Genomic DNA, 21,074 nt, shown 5'->3' with positions numbered 1-21,074 from the left:
TCTTCTGTACCTCTTATGCCAGACGCGGGTTAACTTTTTCTGGGTTGATGTCGAATTTCTTAATCGCATCAGCTACCACAGAAGCTTCAATTTCACCGCGTTTAGCCAGTTCACCCAGTGCAGCAACCACAACGTAAGAAGCATCAACTTCAAAGTGGTGGCGCAGGTTTTCGCGGCTGTCTGAACGACCGAAGCCGTCAGTACCCAGAACGCGATAGTCGCTGGCTGGAACGTAAGTACGAACCTGTTCTGCGAACAGCTTCATGTAGTCGGTAGACGCAACCGCCGGCGCTTCGTTCATCACCTGAGCGATGTAAGGTACGCGCGGAGTTTCGGTTGGGTGCAGCATGTTCCAACGCTCACAATCCTGGCCATCACGCGCCAGTTCAGTGAAGGAAGTCACGCTGTAGATGTCAGAACCCACGCCGTAATCGTCAGCCAGGATCTTCGCCGCTTCACGAACGTGACGCAGGATAGAACCTGAACCCAGCAACTGAACCTTGCCTTTGCTGCCTGCCAGAGTGTCCAGCTTGTAGATACCTTTACGGATACCTTCTTCTGCACCCTGCGGCATAGCCGGCATGTGGTAGTTTTCGTTCAGTGTGGTGATGTAGTAGTAGACGTTTTCTTGCGCGTCACCGTACATGCGAACCAGACCGTCGTGCATGATCACTGCCACTTCGTACGCGTAAGCTGGATCGTAAGAGATACAGTTAGGAATAGTCAGGGACTGGATGTGGCTGTGGCCGTCTTCGTGCTGCAGACCTTCACCGTTCAGGGTGGTACGGCCTGAAGTACCGCCTACCAGGAAGCCGCGCGCCTGTTGGTCGCCTGCTGCCCAGCACAGGTCACCGATACGCTGGAAACCGAACATCGAATAGTAGATGTAGAACGGGATCATTGGCAGATCGTTGGTGCTGTAGGAAGTCGCTGCGGCCAACCATGAAGAGGCTGCGCCCAGTTCGTTGATGCCTTCCTGCAGGATCTGGCCTTTCTCGTCTTCTTTGTAGTAAGCAACCTGCTCACGGTCCTGCGGAGTGTACTGCTGGCCGTTCGGGCTGTAGATACCGATCTGACGGAACAGACCTTCCATGCCGAAGGTACGAGCTTCGTCGGCAATGATTGGAACCAGGCGATCTTTGATCGACTTGTTCTTCAGCATCACGTTCAGGGCACGCACGAAGGCGATGGTGGTAGAAATTTCTTTGTTCTGCTCTTCCAGCAAGGAGCTGAAGTCTGCCAGAGCCGGCATTTCCAGCTTCTCGGTGAACTTCGGCATACGGGTAGGCACATAGCCTGCCAGCGCCTGACGACGTTCGTGCAGATATTTGTACTCTTCGGAATCTTTCTCGAAGGTGACGTACGGCAGTTTTTCGATGTCAGCATCGGCAACCGGTACGTTGAAACGATCGCGGAAGTGGTGAACCCCTTCCATGTTCATTTTCTTCACCTGGTGAGCAATGTTTTTACCTTCCGCGGTTTCACCCATGCCGTAACCTTTGATGGTATGGGCCAGGATAACGGTTGGTTTGCCTTGGGTGTCCTGCGCTTTTTTCAGTGCAGCAAAGACTTTCTTCGGATCGTGACCGCCACGGTTCAGCGCCCAGATCTCTTCGTCGGTCATATCTTTGACCAGCGCAGCAGTTTCCGGGAAGCGACCGAAGAAGTGCTCACGTACGTAAGCGCCGTCTTTGGATTTGAAGGTCTGGTAGTCGCCGTCCAGGGTTTCGTTCATCAGTTGGATCAGCTTGCCGCTGGTATCTTTACGCAGCAGTTCATCCCAACGACCACCCCAGATCACTTTCAGTACCTGCCAGCCTGCGCCAGCGAAGATGCCTTCCAGCTCATTGATGATCTTGCCGTTACCGGTGACCGGGCCGTCCAGACGCTGCAGGTTGCAGTTGATGACGAATACCAGGTTGTCCAGCTTCTCACGGGTAGCGATGGTGATCGCGCCCTTGGATTCCGGCTCATCCATCTCGCCGTCGCCCAGGAAGGCGTAAACGGTTTGAGCAGAGGTGTTCTTCAGGCCACGGTGTTCCAGATATTTCAGGAACTTCGCTTGATAGATGGCGCTGATTGGGCCCAGGCCCATGGAAACGGTCGGGAACTGCCAGAATTCCGGCATCAATTTAGGATGCGGGTAAGACGACAGGCCTTTACCGTGAACTTCCTGACGGAAGTTATTCATTTGGTCTTCGGTCAAGCGGCCTTCAAGGAAGGCACGTGCGTAAACGCCCGGAGAGATGTGGCCCTGGAAGTAAACCAGATCGCCGCCATCTTGTTCGGTGCGTGCACGGAAGAAGTGGTTGAAGCAGACTTCATAGAAGGTCGCAGAAGATTGGAAGGAAGCCATGTGGCCGCCCAGATCCAGATCTTTTTTGGAAGCACGAAGAACGGTCATTACCGCATTCCAGCGAATAGCGCTGCGGATACGACGCTCAAGATCCAGGTTACCAGGGTAAGCAGGTTCGTCTTCCACCGCGATGGTGTTGACGTAGTTGTGAGCCGCAGCACCGGCTGCAACGCTAACACCGCCTTTACGGGCTTCACCCAGAACCTGATCAATCAGAAACTGAGCTCGCTCAACACCCTCTTCACGGATGACCGATTCGATCGCCTGCAGCCAGTCGCGGGTTTCGATCGGATCCACGTCATTGTTTAAACGTTCTGACATGGTGGTATTCCTTATCTGTCTAATGGTTTGTTTTGGAGCCTGTCTTCCTGTGTTCTGAGGCAAAACACACGAAGACAGGCCCATCAGTTTAGTTGCCGCTTACTTAAATGCTTAATTAAGCACTTCGAACGTAAACCCCGCAGGCTGGTGTGCCCTGAAGAGAACCGCTCTTAATCCTTGCGTTGCTGGAGACGCCGCAGCGATCTCTCGCGTCGGGTATGCTCCCGACTGAGATCCAGCAAGATTTCCTCGATAAACGCCAAATGGCGGTGCGAGGCTTCACGAGCTTTTTCTGGCTCGCGTGCCACAATCGCCTCAAAAATTCCGGCGCGGTGGCTGCTCACTTTTGCCAACATCTCACGGCGCGAGTAGAGCAATTCAAAGTTCTGACGCACGTTCTGTTCCAGCATCGGCCCCATACAGCGCAGCAGGTGCAGTAACACAACGTTGTGGGCAGCTTCGGTCACGGCGATTTGGTATTGCATGACCGCGTCGGCTTCGGCGTCGAGATCGCCGCTGTCCTGGGCCTGCTGAATCAGCATATGGCAATCGCGGATGCGTGCCAGATCTTCGTCGGTACCGCGCAACGCTGCGTAATAGGCAGCAATGCCTTCGAGGGCATGACGGGTTTCCAACAGATCGAATTGTGATTCAGGATGGTCGGCCAGCAGTTCAGCCAGCGGATCGCTAAAGCTCTGCCACAGATTAGTTTGTACAAAGGTGCCACCGCCCTGACGGCGCAGGAGCAACCCTTTGGCTTCCAGGCGCTGGATAGCCTCTCTCAGAGAAGGACGGGAAACATCAAATTGTTTCGCCAGTTCACGCTCCGGTGGCAGTTTTTCGCCTGGACGCAGTGTTCCCTCGAGGATCAGGTGTTCGAGCTGCTGCTCGATGACGTCTGACAACTTGGGTTGGCGGATTTTGCTGTAGGCCATGGGTGATTTCTTCTCTGCGAATGGCGCGGAGTCAATTGGTAATACCAATTTCAAAAACGTGACGGTAAAGTAACAAAGTATTCACCTCCTGTCCATATGGGCCTTGATCGAAATCAGGTTACCCGCACATTTTAACACCTCAATACCAGACCTGCTGCAAACCGCTAACGCGCGCTTGGTAATACCATTTACGAGGTAGGTTTTTGATTTAACTTTTGCGAAACCTGCCGTCAGGCAGACTGAAGTCTCTAAAGTAGAATTCTATTGCATGTTTATTAAACTTTGACGAATACCTATTTACATCGCAAAAGGTGCGTTCGGCCGGTTAATATTTCGCCACCAACCAGCCGCCAGAGCTAAATTATTTTTGCGCATTATGTGAGTTAATGCTTATTTCATGCATTGAATCCCCCCTGTCGTCACACAACCCGCATTTTGTTTCCTAAACTGCTGAAATCTTAATCACTCACTACATAAAGCAGGTGCAAACTGGCGCGCATAACATTATTCTTTGCCAAACGGTAGCGGCTCCGTGGAATTAATAGATATAACGCCGTAAATAAAACAAAACACACATCGTAACCACTGCTTTACAGCATGTGAGTAATTCTGCAACGACAGAGGGTTTGATTGATGGATGGTCAACAGCATGATGGCGACCAGCTGAAACGCGGGCTTAAAAACCGCCATATTCAGCTTATTGCACTAGGGGGCGCTATTGGTACCGGGCTATTTCTCGGGATCGCGCAAACAATAAAGATGGCCGGCCCTTCGGTCATTCTCGGTTATGCCATTGGCGGCTTTATCGCATTTCTGATCATGCGCCAACTGGGTGAAATGGTGGTCGAAGAGCCGGTGGCCGGTTCCTTTAGCCACTTCGCCTATAAATACTGGGGTAACTTCGCCGGCTTCGCTTCCGGCTGGAACTACTGGGTGCTGTACGTCCTGGTTGCCATGGCGGAACTGACCGCGGTGGGGATCTATGTGCAGTACTGGTGGCCGGAGATCCCGACCTGGGTGTCGGCAGCCGTATTCTTCCTGGCGATTAATGCCATCAACCTGGCAAACGTGAAGGTGTATGGCGAGATGGAATTCTGGTTCGCCATCATCAAGGTCGTGGCGATTATCGGCATGATCGTGTTCGGTGCCTACCTGCTGTTCAGCGGCATGGGCGGGCCGGAAGCCACAGTGACCAATCTGTGGGCGCAGGGCGGGTTCTTCCCGAACGGCGTCATGGGGCTGGTGATGGCGATGGCGGTGATCATGTTCTCGTTCGGTGGGCTGGAGTTGGTGGGCATCACCGCGGCAGAAGCCGACAACCCGCAGAAAAGCATTCCCAAAGCGACCAACCAGGTTATCTACCGCATCCTGCTGTTCTATATCGGTTCACTGACCATTCTGTTGTCGCTGTACCCGTGGGGTAAAGTGGTTGAAGGCGGTAGCCCGTTCGTACTGATCTTCCACGCGCTGAACAGCAACCTGGTAGCAACGGTGCTGAACGTGGTGGTGTTGACCGCCGCGCTGTCGGTATACAACAGCTGCGTCTACTGCAACAGCCGCATGCTGTACGGCCTGGCAAAACAGGGCAACGGGCCGAAAAGCCTGCTGAAAGTCGACGGTCGCGGCGTCCCTGTCATTGCGATTGCCGTTTCCGCCACCGCCACGGCGTTCTGCGTACTGATTAACTACCTGATCCCCGGCCGTGCCTTCGAACTGCTGATGGCGTTGGTGGTGTCGGCACTGGTGATCAACTGGGCGATGATCAGCCTGGCACATCTGAAGTTCCGCTCAGCCAAGAACCGCGAAGGTGTTGAACCGAAGTTCAAAGCCTTCTGGTACCCGTTCAGCAACTATCTGTGCCTGGTGTTTATGGCCGCTATCCTGGTGATCATGTACCTGACGCCGGGGATCCAAATCTCGGTGTTGCTGATCCCGGTTTGGGTCGCCATTTTAGGCATCGGCTATGCCATTAAACAGCGTAGCCAGCGTGCCGTGAGCGCTACAGGCCGCGGGTAACCAAGCCAAAAAACAAGGCCCGCAGTGCAAACTGTGGGCCTTTTTATTGCCGCTCTATTTTGCAAGCTGGCTCACAGTTTCCCCGCCACGGTGGATTTGTCCATCTCTACAACCATTCACTTCTGATAACTCGCCGCCAACCGGGACAATAATCGTTGCCACTCAGTTAGACTTTGCCGGCGCGGAGAAAATGTCCATGAAGAGCAACGCCCTATCAATAAAAGAAAAGATTGGCTACGGCATGGGAGATGCCGGCTGCAACATGATCGGCGGAGCGATTATGCTGTTTCTCAACTATTTCTATACCGATATCTACGGTCTGACTCCCGCACTGGTCGGCGTGCTGCTGCTGTCAGTCCGCGTGCTGGATGCCATCACCGATCCGATCATGGGCGCAATAGCCGATCGCACCCAAAGCCGTTGGGGTCGCTTTCGCCCCTGGTTGCTGTGGATCTCCCTGCCATATGTATTATTCAGCGTGTTGATGTTTACGACGCCGGAATGGAGCTACAACAGCAAAGTGGTCTATGCCTTCGCCACTTACTTCTTGATGTCGCTGACCTACACGGCGATCAATATCCCCTACTGTTCGCTGGGCGGCGTGATCACCGCCGATCCGCACGAACGGGTCTCCTGTCAGTCCTACCGTTTTATCCTGGTTGGTATCGCTACCCTGATCCTGTCCCTGACGCTGCTGCCAATGGCTGAATGGTTTGGCGGCGCAAACAAGGCGCGTGGCTATCAGATGGCAATGGGTGTACTGGCACTGATTGCCCTGTTCATGTTTCTGTTCTGCTTTGCCACGGTCAAAGAACGTATACGTCCGGCAGTGCCAACCCATGACGCCCTTAAATCCGATCTGAGAGACGTGTGGAAAAACGATCAGTGGGTGCGCATTCTGCTGCTGACGTTTTGCAACGTCTGCCCCGGTTTTATCCGCATGGCCGCCACCATGTATTACGTCACCTACGTCATGCAACAATCAACCTCCTTTGCCAGTCTGTTTATCGCGCTGGGCGTAGTTGGCATGATGGTTGGCAGCGCATTGGCCAAGCCCCTGACCGATCGCTTCTGCAAACTGAAAGTGTTCTTCTGGACCAATATTTTGCTGGCGGCGTTTTCGTGCGGCTTCTATTTCCTCAACCCTCAGTTCACTTCGCTGATCGTCGCCGCCTATTTCCTGCTGAATATCCTGCATCAGATCCCTTCGCCGCTGCACTGGTCGTTAATGGCCGACGTGGACGATTACGGCGAATGGAAAACCGGCAAGCGCATCACCGGCATCAGTTTTTCCGGCAATCTGTTCTTCCTTAAAGTCGGGCTGGCGGTGGCCGGCGCCATGGTGGGCTTCCTGATGTCGCTGTCCGGCTATCAGGCCGATACGGTCAGCCAAAGCGCTGGCGCACTTAACAGCATCGTGCTGTTGTTCACCGTGATCCCCGGTATCGGATATCTGATCACTGCCGGCGTGGTACGCCTGCTGAAGGTTGATCGCCAACTGATGCGTCAGATTCAGATCGACCTGGAAAAGCGACGCATTAATTACCGCGAGCTAACCGACTACTCTGAGCAGCAACTAAAAACCCGAACCCCGTAAGGAGCCTGCGATGCGCGACTACCCTAATCCCTTGATTGAACAGCGGGCCGATCCCTTTGTTTTGCGCCACAGCGATGGCTATTACTACTTCACCGCCTCGGTACCGGAATATGACCGGTTAGAACTTCGGCGCGCGCGTAGCCTCAGCGAACTGGCGCAAGCCAGCCCGACGGTGGTATGGCGAAAACCACAGCAGGGACCGATGAGCCATTTAATCTGGGCGCCGGAACTGCACTTTATTAACGGCAAATGGTATTTATACTTCGCCGCAGCCCATAGCCCGGAGATTGCCAATGGCCTGTTCCAGCACCGAATGTTTGCTCTGGAATGCAGCGCTGCCAACCCGCTGACCGGAGAGTGGGAGGAAAAAGGCCGAATTTATACCCATATCGACAGTTTCTCCCTCGACGCCACCCACTTCGAACATCGTGGCAAACACTATTATCTCTGGGCGCAGAAGGATCCGGCGATCCACGGCAACTCCAACCTGTATCTGGCCGAAATGGAAGATCCCTGGACGCTGAAGGGCCGGCCGGTGATGCTCAGCCAACCTGAACTCCCTTGGGAAACCGTCGGGTTCTCGGTCAATGAAGGACCGGCGGTGATCGCCCATGGCCAAAGAATATTTATCAGCTACTCCGCCAGCGCGACCGACGAGAATTATTGCCTCGGTCTGTTATGGGCCGATATCGACAGCGACATCACCGATGCCGCCCAATGGCATAAGCTCGAACAGCCCGTGTTTCGCACCAGCGTAAAAAACCGCCAGTTCGGCCCCGGGCACAACAGCTTTACCCTGGATGAACAGGGGCGAGATATCTTGGTTTACCATGCGCGTAATTACACGGAAATCGAAGGGGATCCGCTCTATGACCCAAATCGTCATACACGGATTAAACCGCTGGAATGGGATGAGGAAGGAATGCCGGTATTGGGTGAACCCCCGGCAGATAATCGTTAATAAAAAATGGCTCGATATGCCGAGCCATTTCAGACTACTGACAAAGCCCGTTATTAGGGAGAACGTGCCGAAGGGGTCGTAGCGGCTTGCCCGCCGGAGCGCCCCTCGGTGCGCTAGGCCCGGCTATCTCGGATTCAAAGACAACTTTGTCATCAAACTCAAATGGCTCGATATGCCGAGCCATTTTTCCATTGAACCTTACTTACGTAGCGCTTTCACCTGCTCGGCCGTCACATCCGCCGGCAACCCGCCCCAGGTCACACGCAGGTAGTTCACCAGTTCCGCCACCTGTGCATCATCGAGACGTTCGCCAAAGGCCGGCATGCTCAGCATGCTTTCGCCGTTAGGGAATTGCTGGGCCGGTAAACCGTCCAGTATCGAGACAATCAGGTTTTTAGCGTCCGGTTGGCGCAGCGTAGCGTTATCACGCATCGCGACCGCCACATGAGGCTTACCCTGGCCTTCACGCGCATGGCAACCGGAGCACTGATCCTGATAGCTGATGCGCCCGGCATCGCTGCCCTGACCGATTTTAACCGGCACAGCCGCCGGCGGCTGTTCACCCATCAGATAGGTCGCCAGCGCCTGACCATCTTCCGGCGTCAAATGACGGGTGCTGAGACTCACCACCATATGCATCTCACTAAAGGCGGAACCCTGCGGTGCCAGGCCGGTCGAGAGGAAGCGGTTCAGATCGTCCGGCGTCCAGCCGCGCTGCGCCAACCCGTGCGGGGTGATGTCCGGTGCCATAAAGCGTCCAAGATCACCGCCCTGCATAGGTTTGGCCAGATTCATTTGACCCAGCATACCGCGCGGCGTGTGGCATTCCCCACAGTGGCCCAGCGTATCCGCCAGATAACGGCCGCGTTGCCACTGCGCCGAATCACCCTGCGAACTGACCGGCAGCGGATCCTGACTACGGAACAACAGATTCCAGCCAATCAGCGCCATGCGCTGGTTAAACGGGAACGGCATGGCGTTTTCCGGAATGGCAACATCCACCGCCGGACGGGTCATCAGATAGGCATAGATATCATCGGCATCCTGACGCGACATCCCTTTATACGAGGTATAAGGCATGGCCGGATACAGATGACGACCGCCCGGTGCCACGCCCTGGGTCACCGCCAGGAAGAAGTCGTCCTTGGTCCAGCGGCCGATCCCCTGATCGACCGAAGGAGTCAGGTTACTGCCATAGATAGTGCCGAACGGCGTATCCAGCGGATACCCCCCTGCCATTGGCGCGCCACCGCTGGCGGTATGACAGGCAGCGCAGTCGGCGGCCTGAGCCAGATAGCGGCCACGGGCAACCTGTTCGGTACTGGCGGTTACCTGCTGTACCGGGCCGTCGTAATGGCGATTTTCACGCCACCACAGCACGGCGATGACGATAATCACCACCAGCAGGATCAGCAGTGCGAGACGTTTTTTCATTGCGCCGTCTCCTTCACCAGGCCAGGGGTTTTCAGCACTACGTCGCGTACCGCTTCGTAGTAACGCACATAGCCGGTACAGCGGCAGATATGGCTGTCCAGCGCCTGTTCAATCGCGTTTTCCAGTTGATCGCGGGCAATCGGCTCGCGCTTGAGCTTCTCGACAAAAATAGTGGCGGCGTTAACAAAGCCCGGCGTGCAGTAACCGCACTGGAAACTGTAATGCTCCAGGAAAGCCTGCTGGATCGGCGAAAGCTCGACCACTTCTCCCTGATCATCCACCTTGGCGTGGCCTTCGACGGTACGCACTTTCTTGCCGCTGAAGAAATGCGCGCCGGTGATACAGGTACGCACTTCCTCACTGGTGCCACTCGGATGATCGACAATCGCCACGCAGGCGTGGCAGATCCCCTGCCCGCAGCCAAGACGCGAACCGGTCAGGTCGAGATATTCGTGCAGGAAGTCGATCATCATCAGCCCTTCCGGTACTTCGATCGGGCCGTACTGCTTTTCATTGATGGTCAGGGAAATCGGCTGGGTTTTAATGCTCATTGTAATACCTCACGAATATTTTCTGCACGAACGGGCAAATCACGGAAACGGTGGCCGGTAGCGTCGGCTATAGCGTTAACCAGTGCCGCAACTACCGGGATCATCACCACTTCGGCCATGCCTTTGGGTGGATCGGTTTCCGACAGCGCGGGCAGGATGTCATCGGTCTGTTTCCAGACCGCCACATCGCTGGCGCGCGGCAGATGGTAACGGTTAAAGTTCCAGGTACCGTTACCAGGCCCGTCTTCGTACAGCGGTAAATATTCGTGCAGTGCATGGCCAATCCCCATTGCCAGGCCGCCCTGCAATTGGCCGGAAACCAGCTCTGGCACAATCAGATTGCCGCACTCCATGATTGAATGGTGGTTCAGCAGCTCCACCTGACCGGTAGCGATATCCACCGCCACTTCCGCCAGGGTACCGACGGCGCTGTAATAGGTGACCGCCGCGTTATTGCGTTGGGTCGGTGGATAGTAGGCCTGGCTGCGCGACAAGGTTTTAAACTCGCCATTGGCATTGCGCACCGCCAGCCCGTCAATCGGCAGACGCTCGCTTTTACCGCTCAGGGTGAAGTCCGCCTCGGCCCACTGCCAGCGGTTAAATACGTGTACCGCCGCACCGGTGATACCGCCCATCTGGTAGGCTTGTTTCGCCAGCCGCTCCAGGCTCAGCACTTCCATGCCGGCCGCGGTCAGTCCGCCTTCCACCCAACGTGCGTCTTCTCTGCGCACCACTAATGGTGCTGCCTGGCCGCCACCGGGGCCGGATTGCCAAATGGCCATCGCCGCCGGCCACAGGCCGTGATCGAATATCAGACGCGCCGCTTCGCGCGTGCTGTGGGAGAAATAATACGCCGAGTTGCTGGCGCTGGACGGTGAGCAATAGCTTGGCGTCCAGGCCGGATTGGCTTGCAACTTGTCCTGTTCGGCCTGCGACATAATGTAAGGATCGCCGCTGGTGACCATCGGCAGTACCGACCAGTCGGTCACCGAGAAGTGCGCCTCATCCGCCGGTTTGCCCAGCCACTGTGCGCACAGCACCGATTGTGAGGTCGACATGCCGGTTCCCATTTCGGCACCGCTGTGATGCAGCATGATGCGCCCATCTTCCCCCAGCTCGACGCGAGCGAACGAGGTCTCGGCCCCGGTGCCGAAGTCTTTTTGCACGCAGCCAAAGCCAACGCCATAACGCTTGCCCGGGTGCCGGCTCTCAAACTCCGCCTTCCGCTGGGCACGTTGCAACCACATCTCATGCTTCGCTGCCTTTTCCAGCACTTCATCGGCACGAATGGCCCCGGCCGGGATAGCGCCCTGGGTATTTTTCATGCCGGATTTGAGTACGTTGCGCAAACGGAACTCGATCGGGTCGATCTTCAGCTCGGCAGCCAGTTCATCCACCATCATCTCGGTAGCGGCCATGCTTTGCAGCGTGCCGTAGCCACGAGCAGATCCGGCATCAATGGCGCGCGAAGCCAGCCCCACCGCCGACAAATCGCTTTTCGGGAAGTAGTAAATCGACTGTGCCGCCGTCGCCGCTACCATCACCACCGACGGCGTAAAGTTGCTGCGACCACCGCCGTCTGCCGTCATCTCGCCGTGGAATGATTGCAGTACGCCGGTTTGACGGTTGACCGCAATACGGTAATTCATATCGAAGGCATGGCGCTTCAGCGCCGTCTGGAACTGTTCGAAACGGTCATTGGCCAGGCGTACCGGGTGCCCGTCGCCGTACATCGCCGCCACCGCACCGTAGTACGGGAAGTTAAAGTGATCTTTCGAACCGTAACCCACGGTGTAGCACGGGTGCAAAATCAGCTGTTTCACCGGCGGGTTGTGTTTGGCCAACATGCGTGGCATTTCGTCGGCCACTTCCTGCGGTGACTGGGTAGGCACCACCAGATGCAGGGTCTGCGTCGTGGCATCGTACCATCCGTTGGCGTTATCCGGCTCCAGCGCCGAAGTATCGACGGATTGCGTAGTATAGCGACGCGACATCACCAGCCAGTCTTCCGGCGGCGTTTGCAGCTCATTGGCTATCATGCCGGCGTAATACATCCCTTCCTGATCCAGCTTGCCGCCCTCGCGACCTTCCGGCCAGACCGGCAGGTGTTTCTTCATCGATACCGGGAAAATCGGCGTGTCTTTCAGGCTGGAGAAGCGATCGTCGTCGAACGGCTTATCGCCCCCCACGCGCACATAGCGGAAAGTGCCCCAGGGATCCCGCTCCAGCGGGCCGGTTTCCGCCCCGTACCTGAGAGTTTCCTCACGGAATTTCAGCTTGTCTTTGGCAAAGCGGAAACGGGCGAAATCGTGATAAATCAGAATTGCCACCGCCTGGCCAAGATAGGCCGGAGTTTTGCCGATCGGCAGCAGCATGTCGTCGCCGTAGAACGCCGGGAAGGCCAGGCCGTCACGTGCCAGATCCTCTGCCGTGACCAGCCGGTCGGGCTGCAGGTCGTCTCCCAGCAACGAGAGATCGATGCCCTCGAACAGCCGGTCGGCCTTGGTGACGCGTAAAATAAAGGCGTGCGCCTGTTGTTGCGGCCAGTGCGGCATATCGACCGCGCGAATGTCGCGGGCGAACACCTTTTGCCCCATCACCTTGGCACGACCATCGATGCGAAAGCGAATACGCTTTTCATGGGCATCCCAGTTCGGGGACTGAAGGATTTTTTGCTCAAACAGCGCGGCATAAGCACGGCTGTACAGTGGCGCGAGGTACACGGATACCCCCGCAATCACGGCGCTTTTGATAAAGCGGCGCCGCGACGGGCTAAAATTGCTCATAAAAAGTCCTTTGCTTCTTTATTGTATTTTTGTATTCAGCGGTGGTGTTGCGCAAACGCTGACGACCTTGCCGTAGACGTCATAAGCATATGCTTATAACTAAAATTATGTGATGATTAACATGCTGTTTTCAAGAAAAACACATCTCAAGAACACATATTTTTAGTAAGGTAATAATAAGTTGCGCAAATTCGGGCGGGTAAGATGACAACGGGCATAGTGATCGCCGCTGCCGGACGTGGAGAGCGTTTCTCTCTGGCCGGGGGCGAAGGCAATAAATTGAATGCCGAGTTTGCGGATAATTCTGGTCAGCAACGCTCGATATTTGAACAAACGCTGCGTCAGGCGCTGGCCTCTGATCTGCCGGTATGGGTGGTCACCCGCCCGGACAATCTTCTGGTACAGCAGGTCTGCGCGGCCTATCAGGTTCCGGTCACGCTACTGGCAAGCTCTGGCCTCGGAGAATCCATCGCCGCCGGCGTTAACGCCACCCCGCACTGGCAAGGCTGGCTGATCCATTTAGCGGATATGCCCTTCGTTACGCCGACGGTTTTCCGGCAGGTGGCGGCCGCCCTACGGCAACACGCCATCGTCCGCCCCGCTTTCCAGCAGCAGCCGGGCCACCCGGTCGGGTTTTCCGCCATTTTGCGCAAACAACTGGGCCAATTGCGCGGTGATAATGGCGCACGTGAGCTGCTTAAAGGGCAGCCAGTGTTCCTGCTTTCTCTTGAAACGTCCGAAGTGGTGCAGGATATTGATCTTCCGTCACAGCTACCGGCCAGCGAGTAAATCATCTATGCAACATCTCGATATCACCGTGGTCAACCAGGCGATAAGCTGGCTGAAGCAACAGCCGGTGTGGCTGTGCACCGTACTGAACACCTACGGCTCCTCACCGCGATCGCCAGGAGCGCTGCTGGTGGCCACCCAGGATGGGCATTACTGTGGTTCGCTGTCGGGTGGCTGCGTGGAAGAGGATTTTCTGCGGCGCGTAGCGGCCGGGGAATATCAGGCGGCCAGCCAGGTGATCCGTTATGGTGAAGGGGGTCTGGAGCCGAATGTAGCACTGCCGTGCGGCGGCGTATTGGAAGTGCTGATCGAATCCCTGCCAGCCGGTGACGACAGTATTGCCTATCTGACAAAAATTGCCGGTGCACTGAACGGACACCACGCGCTGGTCAAACGCCTGACCTTGCCCGATGCCTGTACCAGCCTGACATTGACCGATTTCGCCAGCGCCACCCAGGTGGAACGTCGTGGTCCGCAGGTCACTTTGCATATCGCCGCGGCACCGCGTTTGTTGATCGCCGGGCTGTCCAGCGTAGCGCTGTACTGCGCCGACTTCGCCAGCTCACTGGGCTTTGAAGTGTTGGTTTGTGAGAATCGGCCGGAGGCGCTGGATAATTTCGCCCCTCAGCTCAGAGGCAACGTCACATTGTTGCGCCAGTTCCCGGCCAAGTTTATTGAAGACGGCGGCTGCCACGCCAATACGGCGATTGTGGCGCTGACCCACGATCCGCGCATGGACGATTTGACGCTGATGGAAGCGATCCACACCCCGGCATTTTACATCGGTGCCATGGGGTCATTGCGCAACAGCGCGCGCCGCCGCCAGCGTCTGCAGCAAATTGCCGAATTCAGCCCACAGGAACTGGAACGTATTCATGCCCCGATCGGGTTGCCACTCGGCAGTAAAACCCCGGCGGAAATCGCGCTGGCGGTAATGGCGGATATCGTGCAGCAGAAAAACCGCACTACCGCGGTCCGATCGGTCAACCAATTGGAGTCACTGGCACCAGATGCTGGAGCTCAAGCTGCAACTCCTCCCGCTCGTTCAGCGAATAGTTGAACATCGTCAGGTCTGGCCCTACTCTGCGGGCCAGGCCCAATTCCGGTAGTGCCTGGGTGTAAATCTGCACCACATGGTCGTGCAAGGCCACCGGCTTGCCGGAGTAACAAAAGCGGCAATAATCGCCGTGAATTTCCGGCCATGGCTCAAGCCCGGCGGCATCACTGGTCGGGCAGTCCTCGGCAACGCCAAGCGCATATTCCACTCTGACCTGCTCTCCATCAGGAATAAACTGGGTCAATGCATAGGTCAACGCCGGCCGGCTGGCCACCGAGTGATAGAACTGCTCTCTGATTTTGCTGCGGATGTGCAAATGCGACTTATCCAAATCGGCAATATCGAGGTGGTAAGCGTAACTTTTCCCCTTGATCGCATACTGCCCTTTGGCCACCTTGATGCGGTCAACCTGAATATCACCAGGATGGTTGGCTGACAGCGAACGAACCAGATGACTGAAGTCCTGCTTGCGGGCATGACGATAGACGCTGGGAGATTCGGCAAAGTGCTTTTTGAAGCAGCGGGAAAAGGTTTGTTGGTTATCAAATTGATATTCAATGGAAATATCAAGAATGGTTTTTTGCGTAAAGCGCAAGGCGAAAGCGGCGAGATACAAACGGCGGGCGCGAATATAGGAGGCCAGCGACAGACCGGTCTGCGTCTTGAACATTCGCTGCAGATACCATTTCGAGTAGCCTGATTTGGCAGAAACGATATCCAATGATAGCGGGTTGGTCAGGTTGTCTTCAATCCAGACCAGTAGTTCCCTGATATGATTTTCTTGCGTTTCCATGTAGTTGCCGAGCCTTCTGTGCCAAATATGCCTTTATTCGTGTATTACTGCTGCGCACGTAGGGTATACAGGTTAAAACGCGGCGTCCAGCGGGCTACAGGACTTTACACAGGGCCTGAGCAAGTCTGAAACTTGCCGCCCGAAAGCGGACGGCAAGTATTGACGAAAGTTATTTCACACAGCGTGAACACTGACCGGCCTGGATCTTCTGGAAGAAGTCATTGCCTTTATCATCCACCAGAATAAACGCCGGGAAATCTTCCACTTCGATTTTCCAGATGGCTTCCATCCCCAGTTCAGGGTATTCGACGCAGGTCAGGCTTTTGATGCTTTGTTGCGCCAGCACCGCCGCCGGGCCACCAATACTGCCGAGGTAAAAACCGCCGTGTTTGTGGCAGGCGTCGGTCACTTGCTGGCTGCGGTTGCCTTTCGCCAGCATGATCATACTGCCGCCGTGGGACTGCAGCAGGTCAACGTAAGAGTCCATACGCCCGGCGGTGGTTGGCCCCAGAGAACCTGAAGCGTAACCGTCTGGCGTTTTGGCCGGGCCGGCGTAGTAAATTGGATGATCCTTAACGTACTGCGGCAGACCTTCACCGTTGTCCAGCCGCTCTTTCAGCTTGGCGTGTGCGATGTCACGCCCCACGATGATGGTGCCACTCAGCGACAAACGGGTAGACACCGGGAATTGCGACAGCTGCTTGAGGATATCGGCCATTGGGCGGTTGAGGTCAATCTTGACGGCTTCGCCTTCCCCCGCCTGACGCAGTTCTTGCGGAATAAACTTGCCCGGATTGTGCTCCAGCTTCTCCAGCCAGATGCCGTCACGGTTAATCTTGCCCTTGATGTTACGGTCAGCGGAGCAGGAAACGCCCATGCCTACCGGACAGGAAGCACCATGGCGCGGCAGACGCACCACGCGAATGTCGTGCGCAAAGTATTTGCCGCCAAACTGCGCGCCCAACCCCAAATTCTGCGCTTCTTTGAGTAACTCTTCTTCCAGCGCTACGTCGCGGAATGCCTGACCGTGCTCATTGCCTTCGGTCGGCAGGCCGTCATAGTACTTGGTCGAGGCCAGCTTGACGGTTTTCAACGTCGCTTCGGCCGAGGTACCACCGATAACGAACGCCACGTGGTAAGGCGGGCAGGCTGCGGTACCCAGCGTGCGCATTTTCTCGACCAGATAATCCTTCAGCTTGCCCGGGGACAGCAGCGCCTTGGTTTCCTGATAAAGATAGGTCTTATTGGCTGAACCACCGCCCTTGGCGATGCACAGGAACTTGTATTCTTCACCGTCAACGCTGTAGAGATCGATCTGCGCCGGCAGGTTGCTGCCGGTGTTGACCTCGTTGTACATATCCAGCGCGGCGTTTTGCGAGTAGCGCAGGTTGTCTTCGATAAAGGTGTTGTACACCCCACGCGACAATGCCGCTTCGTCACCGCCGCCGGTCCAGACGCGCTGGCCTTTTTTGCCGACGATGATGGCGGTACCGGTATCCTGACAGGTCGGTAAAATACCCTTGGCGGCGATTTCTGAGTTACGTAAAAATTGCAGCGCAACGTACTTGTCGTTTTCGCTGGCGTCCGGATCCTTAAGGATATCGGCCACCTGCTGCTGATGCGCCGGGCGCAGCATGAATGAGGCGTCATGGAATGCATGTTGAGCAAGGAGGGTTAACGCTTCGGGGGCTACTTTCAGCACTTCCTGGCCTTCAAACTCACTCACGGAAACGTGGTCACGGCTCAACAGATAGTATTCAGTATCGTCTTTCTTCAGTGGGAACGGATCTTGATAATGGAACGGTTTATTCGACATTAATCTCTCACTTGCAACATCAGCTGCGTTAAATTCACACTTACTCAGCCAGCTCGGGGCAGGCCGCGTCAAAAAACTCCCCACACCTTACGTATTTTTAATCAGTCGGTTATTGCGCTAAATCGCATAACTCCCTCTGATTTGTAGGGGCGCTGTATACTGCGCCCGTGTTAATCGGGACGAATATATTCGTCCCCTACAGGCAGGGACTCAGCATGTACGGTTCATTATCCCGCAGTTAACACAATGATTACAATCCATCAGCGTCGATCGGGTTATCAATGCGGTGAAAAACCTGCCTGGTAAACCCCTGACAAATTAGCTTTGCCTCTTATTGCCAGCCGGCGCGCCTTTGCTTAAGCTAGCCGCAATGAACAAAGCAAGAATCCCCATTGCGCTGCAACAGGCGGTGATGCGCTGTCTGCGAGAAAAACTGCAGCTGGCCCGTCAGCATTTTTCCGTCGAGTTCCCTGAGCCAAAAATCCTTTACCAGCAACGCGGAACCAGCGCGGGCACCGCCTGGCTGCAAGCCTGGGAAATCCGGCTGAATCCGGTGTTGCTGATGGAAAATCAGCAGCCGTTTATCGATGAAGTGGTACCGCATGAACTGGCGCACCTGCTGGTATTTCGCCAGTTTGGCCGCGTGCCGCCACACGGCAACGAATGGCGCTGGATGATGGAAAGCGTATTACAGGTATCGGCCAGCCGTACCCATCAGTTTGAGATTGCCTCGGTGCAGAGCAAAACCTATCCCTACCGCTGCGGTTGCCAACTGCACCAGCTTACCGTGCGCCGCCACAATCGGGTGATGCGTGGAGAAAGTGAATATCGCTGCCGTCAGTGTGGCGACAAACTGAAATTTTTCGCCGGCGAGCCTGTTTAGCGTAACGATTTATACGTTAAAACAAGTAAATATCGCCATTTGCTACGGCTTCAAACTTCCGCTACCCTGCCTGCTTTTCCAATTTTGAGCTGTTTTGGAATATGCTTCGCAAAATTTTATTTATGGTGGTTCTCACTGCCGGTGCCGCACAGGCGCACGGCATCAACAACTTTTCTCAGGCCAAGGCGGCTGCCGCCAAAATCAATCAGGACGCCCCCGGCTCCTTCTACTGCGGCTGCCGGATAGACTGGCAGGGTAAAAAAGGCATCCCCGATCTAAACAGTTGTGGCTACCAGGCGCGTAAAAACGCCCAACGTGCGCAACGTATCGAATGGGAACACGTGGTACCGGCCTGGCAATTCGGTCACCAATTACAGTGCTGGCAACAGGGCGGGCGCAAAAACTGCAATAAAGACGCCGGTTACCGCCAAATCGAAACCGATTTGCACAATCTGCAGCCGGCGATAGGTGAAGTGAACGGCGATCGTAATAACTTTATGTACAGCCAATGGAAAGGCGGCGAGGGCCAGTACGGCCAGTGCCCGATGAAAGTGGACTTCAAAAATAAGCAGGCCGAACCGCCTGCCCGCGCCCGCGGTACGATCGCCCGCACCTACTTCTATATGCGCGACCGTTATCAACTGCGGCTTTCACGCCAGCAGACCCAGCTTTTTGAAGTATGGGATCGCCAATACCCGGTCAACCAATGGGAATGCCTGCGCGAAGCACGCATCGCTAAGGTACAGGGTAACCATAATCCTTATGTTCAGCAGGCGTGCCAGCAACGAAAAGGCTAAATCCCCTGCGTACTTAAAACTGCAGCGGTGTTGACTGCGTAAGCGCACCCGAATCACTTACCTAAGTAAGCTCATCGGGATGCACTCACTTGCCGCCTTGCTGCAGCTTCAATTACTTTGGGTATATACTCTTTTTTTTCAAGCTGCAGCACTGATGACTGCACATGAGTCAGGATCGAATATTCATATGCGCATACCTCGCATTTATCACCCGCAGCCGTTAATCGACCATGCGGAAATCTTCTTAAGCGAAGACGCCGCTAACCATATCGGGCGTGTACTGCGCATGAACGCCGGCCAGGCGCTGCAGTTATTCGACGGCAGCAATCAGGTGTTTGACGCCGTGATCGCCCAGGTCGACAAGAAAAGCGTGCAGGTGCAGCTCAGCGCCGGCCAGCTGGAAGACCGTGAATCACCGCTCAATCTGCATCTGGGTCAGGTAATTTCTCGCGGTGAGAAAATGGAGTTCACCATTCAGAAATCCATCGAGCTGGGGGTTAACGTCATTACCCCGCTGTTTTCCGAGCGCTGCGGCGTTGCGCTTTCCGGCGAACGCCTGGCGAAAAAAATTCAGCAGTGGCAGAAGATTGCCATCGCCGCCTGCGAGCAGTGCGGCCGCAACCGCATCCCGGAAATCCGCGAGGCCATGCAGCTGGAAGCCTGGTGTGCCGAGCAGGATGGCAGCCTCAAGCTTAACCTGCACCCGCGCGCCAGCCATAGCATCAACACCCTGCCGCTACCGGTGGAAAATGTCCGGTTGCTGATTGGGCCGGAAGGCGGTTTATCTACAGGCGAAATTGCGATGACCACAGGCCACGGATTTACTGATATCCTGCTGGGGCCACGCGTTCTGCGTACAGAAACCACAGCGCTCACCGCAATTACCGCTTTGCAGGTACGTTTCGGCGATCTGGGTTAAAGGAGAAAAGATGATTAAGCTCGGCATCGTGATGGACCCTATCGCCTCCATCAATATCAAGAAAGACACCAGCTTCGCCATGCTGCTTGAAGCGCAGCGCCGTGGCTGGGAACTGCACTACATGGAGATGGACGATCTCTATCTGCACGCCGGTGACGGCCGCGCCCGCACCCGCCTGCTGAGCGTGAAAGAAGATAAAGAGAGCTGGTTCAGCTTTGGCAGCGAGCAGGATCTGGCGCTGCAGGATCTGGACGTGATCCTGATGCGTAAAGATCCGCCGTTCGATACCGAATACATCTACGCGACCTATATTCTCGAGCGCGCAGAGGTCAAGGGCACGCTGGTGGTCAACAAGCCGCAGAGCCTGCGTGACTGCAACGAAAAGCTGTTCACCGCCTGGTTCCCGGAACTGACGCCGGACACTTTGGTCAGCCGCAGTGCGGCGCACATCCGTAAATTCCACCAGCAGCATGGCGACATCATCCTCAAGCCGCTGGACGGCATGGGCGGCGCGTCAATATTCCGCGTGAAGCAGGATGACCCTAACCTGTCGGTGATTATCGAAACCCTGACCGAACACGGCAGTCGTTTCTGCATGGCGCAGAACTTCATTCCGGCGATCAAGGAAGGCGATAAGCGCATTCTGGTGGTGGACGGTGAGCCGGTGCCTTACTGCCTGGCGCGTATTCCGGCCCAGGGTGAAACCCGTGGTAACCTGGCGGCCGGTGGCCGGGGCGAAGCGCGTCCGCTCAGCGAAAGCGACTGGAAAATTGCGCGCGCGGTAGCGCCAACGCTGAAAGAAAAAGGGCTGATTTTCGTTGGCCTGGACGTGATTGGCGATCGACTGACCGAAATCAACGTCACCAGCCCAACCTGTGCACGCGAAATCGAAGCGGCCTTCCCGGTGTCTGTCACCGGTATGCTGATGGACGCGATCGAAAAGCGTCTGGCGGCGAAGTAATCCGCAGTGCGGGCGGCTTTGTCGCCCGCCACCCTGCCCCCGAACTGGCGCTATCGGCTTGAAAGGCGACGGGGATGGCCGCATACTGGCGGCTGTTCAACT

At 55.8% G+C, this 21,074-nt stretch carries 16 protein-coding genes; 9 read left to right on the top strand and 7 right to left on the bottom strand.

The window, feature by feature from the left end; translation table 11 throughout:
• Nucleotides 1-13 precede the first annotated feature (13 nt).
• Together aceE and pdhR are read right to left on the bottom strand one after the other, a co-directional pair.
• Nucleotides 14-2,677, bottom strand: a complete 2,664-nt coding sequence (gene aceE, locus M2406_RS24285; protein WP_012146713.1) for a pyruvate dehydrogenase (acetyl-transferring), homodimeric type — start codon at nt 2,675-2,677, stop codon at nt 14-16.
• Nucleotides 2,678-2,847: 170 nt separating this feature from the next.
• Nucleotides 2,848-3,612 (bottom strand): pyruvate dehydrogenase complex transcriptional repressor PdhR, encoded by a 765-nt coding sequence (gene pdhR / locus M2406_RS24280; protein ID WP_012146714.1) that lies wholly within the window; start codon nt 3,610-3,612, stop codon nt 2,848-2,850.
• A gap of 633 nt (nt 3,613-4,245) precedes the next feature.
• On the opposite strand from pdhR, the gene M2406_RS24275 reads away from it, so the two are divergent.
• From M2406_RS24275 to M2406_RS24265, 3 genes are all read left to right on the top strand, one after another.
• On the top strand, nt 4,246-5,628 hold the full coding sequence (locus tag M2406_RS24275; RefSeq protein WP_259191727.1) for an amino acid permease: 1,383 nt from the start codon (nt 4,246-4,248) through the stop codon (nt 5,626-5,628).
• Nucleotides 5,629-5,824: 196 nt separating this feature from the next.
• The gene (locus M2406_RS24270; protein ID WP_259191726.1) at nt 5,825-7,225 is read left to right on the top strand and encodes a glycoside-pentoside-hexuronide (GPH):cation symporter; all 1,401 of its coding nucleotides are present in this window, start codon (nt 5,825-5,827) and stop codon (nt 7,223-7,225) included.
• 10 nt (nt 7,226-7,235) lie between these two features.
• On the top strand, nt 7,236-8,186 hold the full coding sequence (locus M2406_RS24265; RefSeq protein ID WP_017893952.1) for a family 43 glycosylhydrolase: 951 nt from the start codon (nt 7,236-7,238) through the stop codon (nt 8,184-8,186).
• Nucleotides 8,187-8,384: 198 nt separating this feature from the next.
• On the opposite strand, the gene M2406_RS24260 is transcribed toward M2406_RS24265, so the two are convergent.
• Genes M2406_RS24260 through M2406_RS24250 form a run of 3 tightly spaced genes read right to left on the bottom strand, consistent with a single transcriptional unit; the run spans nt 8,385 to nt 12,957 of the window.
• The gene (locus M2406_RS24260) at nt 8,385-9,620 is read right to left on the bottom strand and encodes a cytochrome c (protein WP_259191724.1); all 1,236 of its coding nucleotides are present in this window, start codon (nt 9,618-9,620) and stop codon (nt 8,385-8,387) included.
• Entirely contained in the window at nt 9,617-10,171 is a 555-nt protein-coding gene (locus M2406_RS24255; RefSeq protein ID WP_259191723.1) for a (2Fe-2S)-binding protein, read from the bottom strand. The genes M2406_RS24260 and M2406_RS24255 overlap by 4 nt, the downstream gene beginning before the upstream one ends.
• Entirely contained in the window at nt 10,168-12,957 is a 2,790-nt protein-coding gene (locus tag M2406_RS24250) for a xanthine dehydrogenase family protein molybdopterin-binding subunit (RefSeq protein ID WP_012146720.1), read from the bottom strand. Before M2406_RS24250 ends, M2406_RS24255 begins: the two co-directional genes overlap by 4 nt.
• A 204-nt stretch (nt 12,958-13,161) precedes the next feature.
• Here M2406_RS24250 and M2406_RS24245 point away from each other — a divergent pair, with 204 nt between their 5' ends.
• Both M2406_RS24245 and M2406_RS24240 read left to right on the top strand, forming a co-directional pair.
• On the top strand, nt 13,162-13,746 hold the full coding sequence (locus M2406_RS24245; protein ID WP_112363508.1) for an NTP transferase domain-containing protein: 585 nt from the start codon (nt 13,162-13,164) through the stop codon (nt 13,744-13,746).
• Between the two features lie 7 nt (nt 13,747-13,753).
• Complete coding sequence (locus M2406_RS24240) at nt 13,754-14,806, top strand: XdhC family protein (RefSeq protein ID WP_012146722.1); 1,053 nt, start codon at nt 13,754-13,756, stop codon at nt 14,804-14,806.
• Here the strand turns inward: M2406_RS24240 and M2406_RS24235 are convergent.
• On the bottom strand, nt 14,730-15,596 hold the full coding sequence (locus M2406_RS24235; protein ID WP_115183841.1) for a helix-turn-helix domain-containing protein: 867 nt from the start codon (nt 15,594-15,596) through the stop codon (nt 14,730-14,732). The genes M2406_RS24240 and M2406_RS24235 overlap by 77 nt on opposite strands.
• Nucleotides 15,597-15,765: 169 nt before the next feature.
• Nucleotides 15,766-17,412 (bottom strand): class I fumarate hydratase FumA, encoded by a 1,647-nt coding sequence (gene fumA / locus M2406_RS24230; RefSeq protein WP_012146724.1) that lies wholly within the window; start codon nt 17,410-17,412, stop codon nt 15,766-15,768.
• 370 nt (nt 17,413-17,782) lie between these two features.
• Between fumA and M2406_RS24225 the strand changes: the two genes are divergently transcribed.
• The 4 genes from M2406_RS24225 to gshB all read left to right on the top strand — a co-directional run bounded on the left by M2406_RS24225 (nt 17,783) and on the right by gshB (nt 20,972).
• Entirely contained in the window at nt 17,783-18,295 is a 513-nt protein-coding gene (locus M2406_RS24225) for a SprT family zinc-dependent metalloprotease (protein ID WP_012146725.1), read from the top strand.
• A gap of 101 nt (nt 18,296-18,396) precedes the next feature.
• On the top strand, nt 18,397-19,092 hold the full coding sequence (gene endA / locus M2406_RS24220; RefSeq protein WP_259191716.1) for a deoxyribonuclease I: 696 nt from the start codon (nt 18,397-18,399) through the stop codon (nt 19,090-19,092).
• A gap of 187 nt (nt 19,093-19,279) precedes the next feature.
• Nucleotides 19,280-20,011: a 16S rRNA (uracil(1498)-N(3))-methyltransferase gene (rsmE, locus tag M2406_RS24215; RefSeq protein ID WP_012146727.1), complete on the top strand. Its 732-nt coding sequence runs from the start codon at nt 19,280-19,282 to the stop codon at nt 20,009-20,011.
• 10 nt (nt 20,012-20,021) lie between these two features.
• Nucleotides 20,022-20,972 (top strand): glutathione synthase, encoded by a 951-nt coding sequence (gene gshB, locus M2406_RS24210; protein ID WP_012146728.1) that lies wholly within the window; start codon nt 20,022-20,024, stop codon nt 20,970-20,972.
• Nucleotides 20,973-21,074: the final 102 nt, after the last annotated feature.

It is taken from the genome of Serratia sp. BIGb0163 (assembly GCF_024809935.1).
GTDB lineage: Bacteria > Pseudomonadota > Gammaproteobacteria > Enterobacterales > Enterobacteriaceae > Serratia > Serratia quinivorans.
Note: the sequence above shows the minus strand (reverse complement) of the source record. Positions and strands in the feature narration are given on the sequence as shown.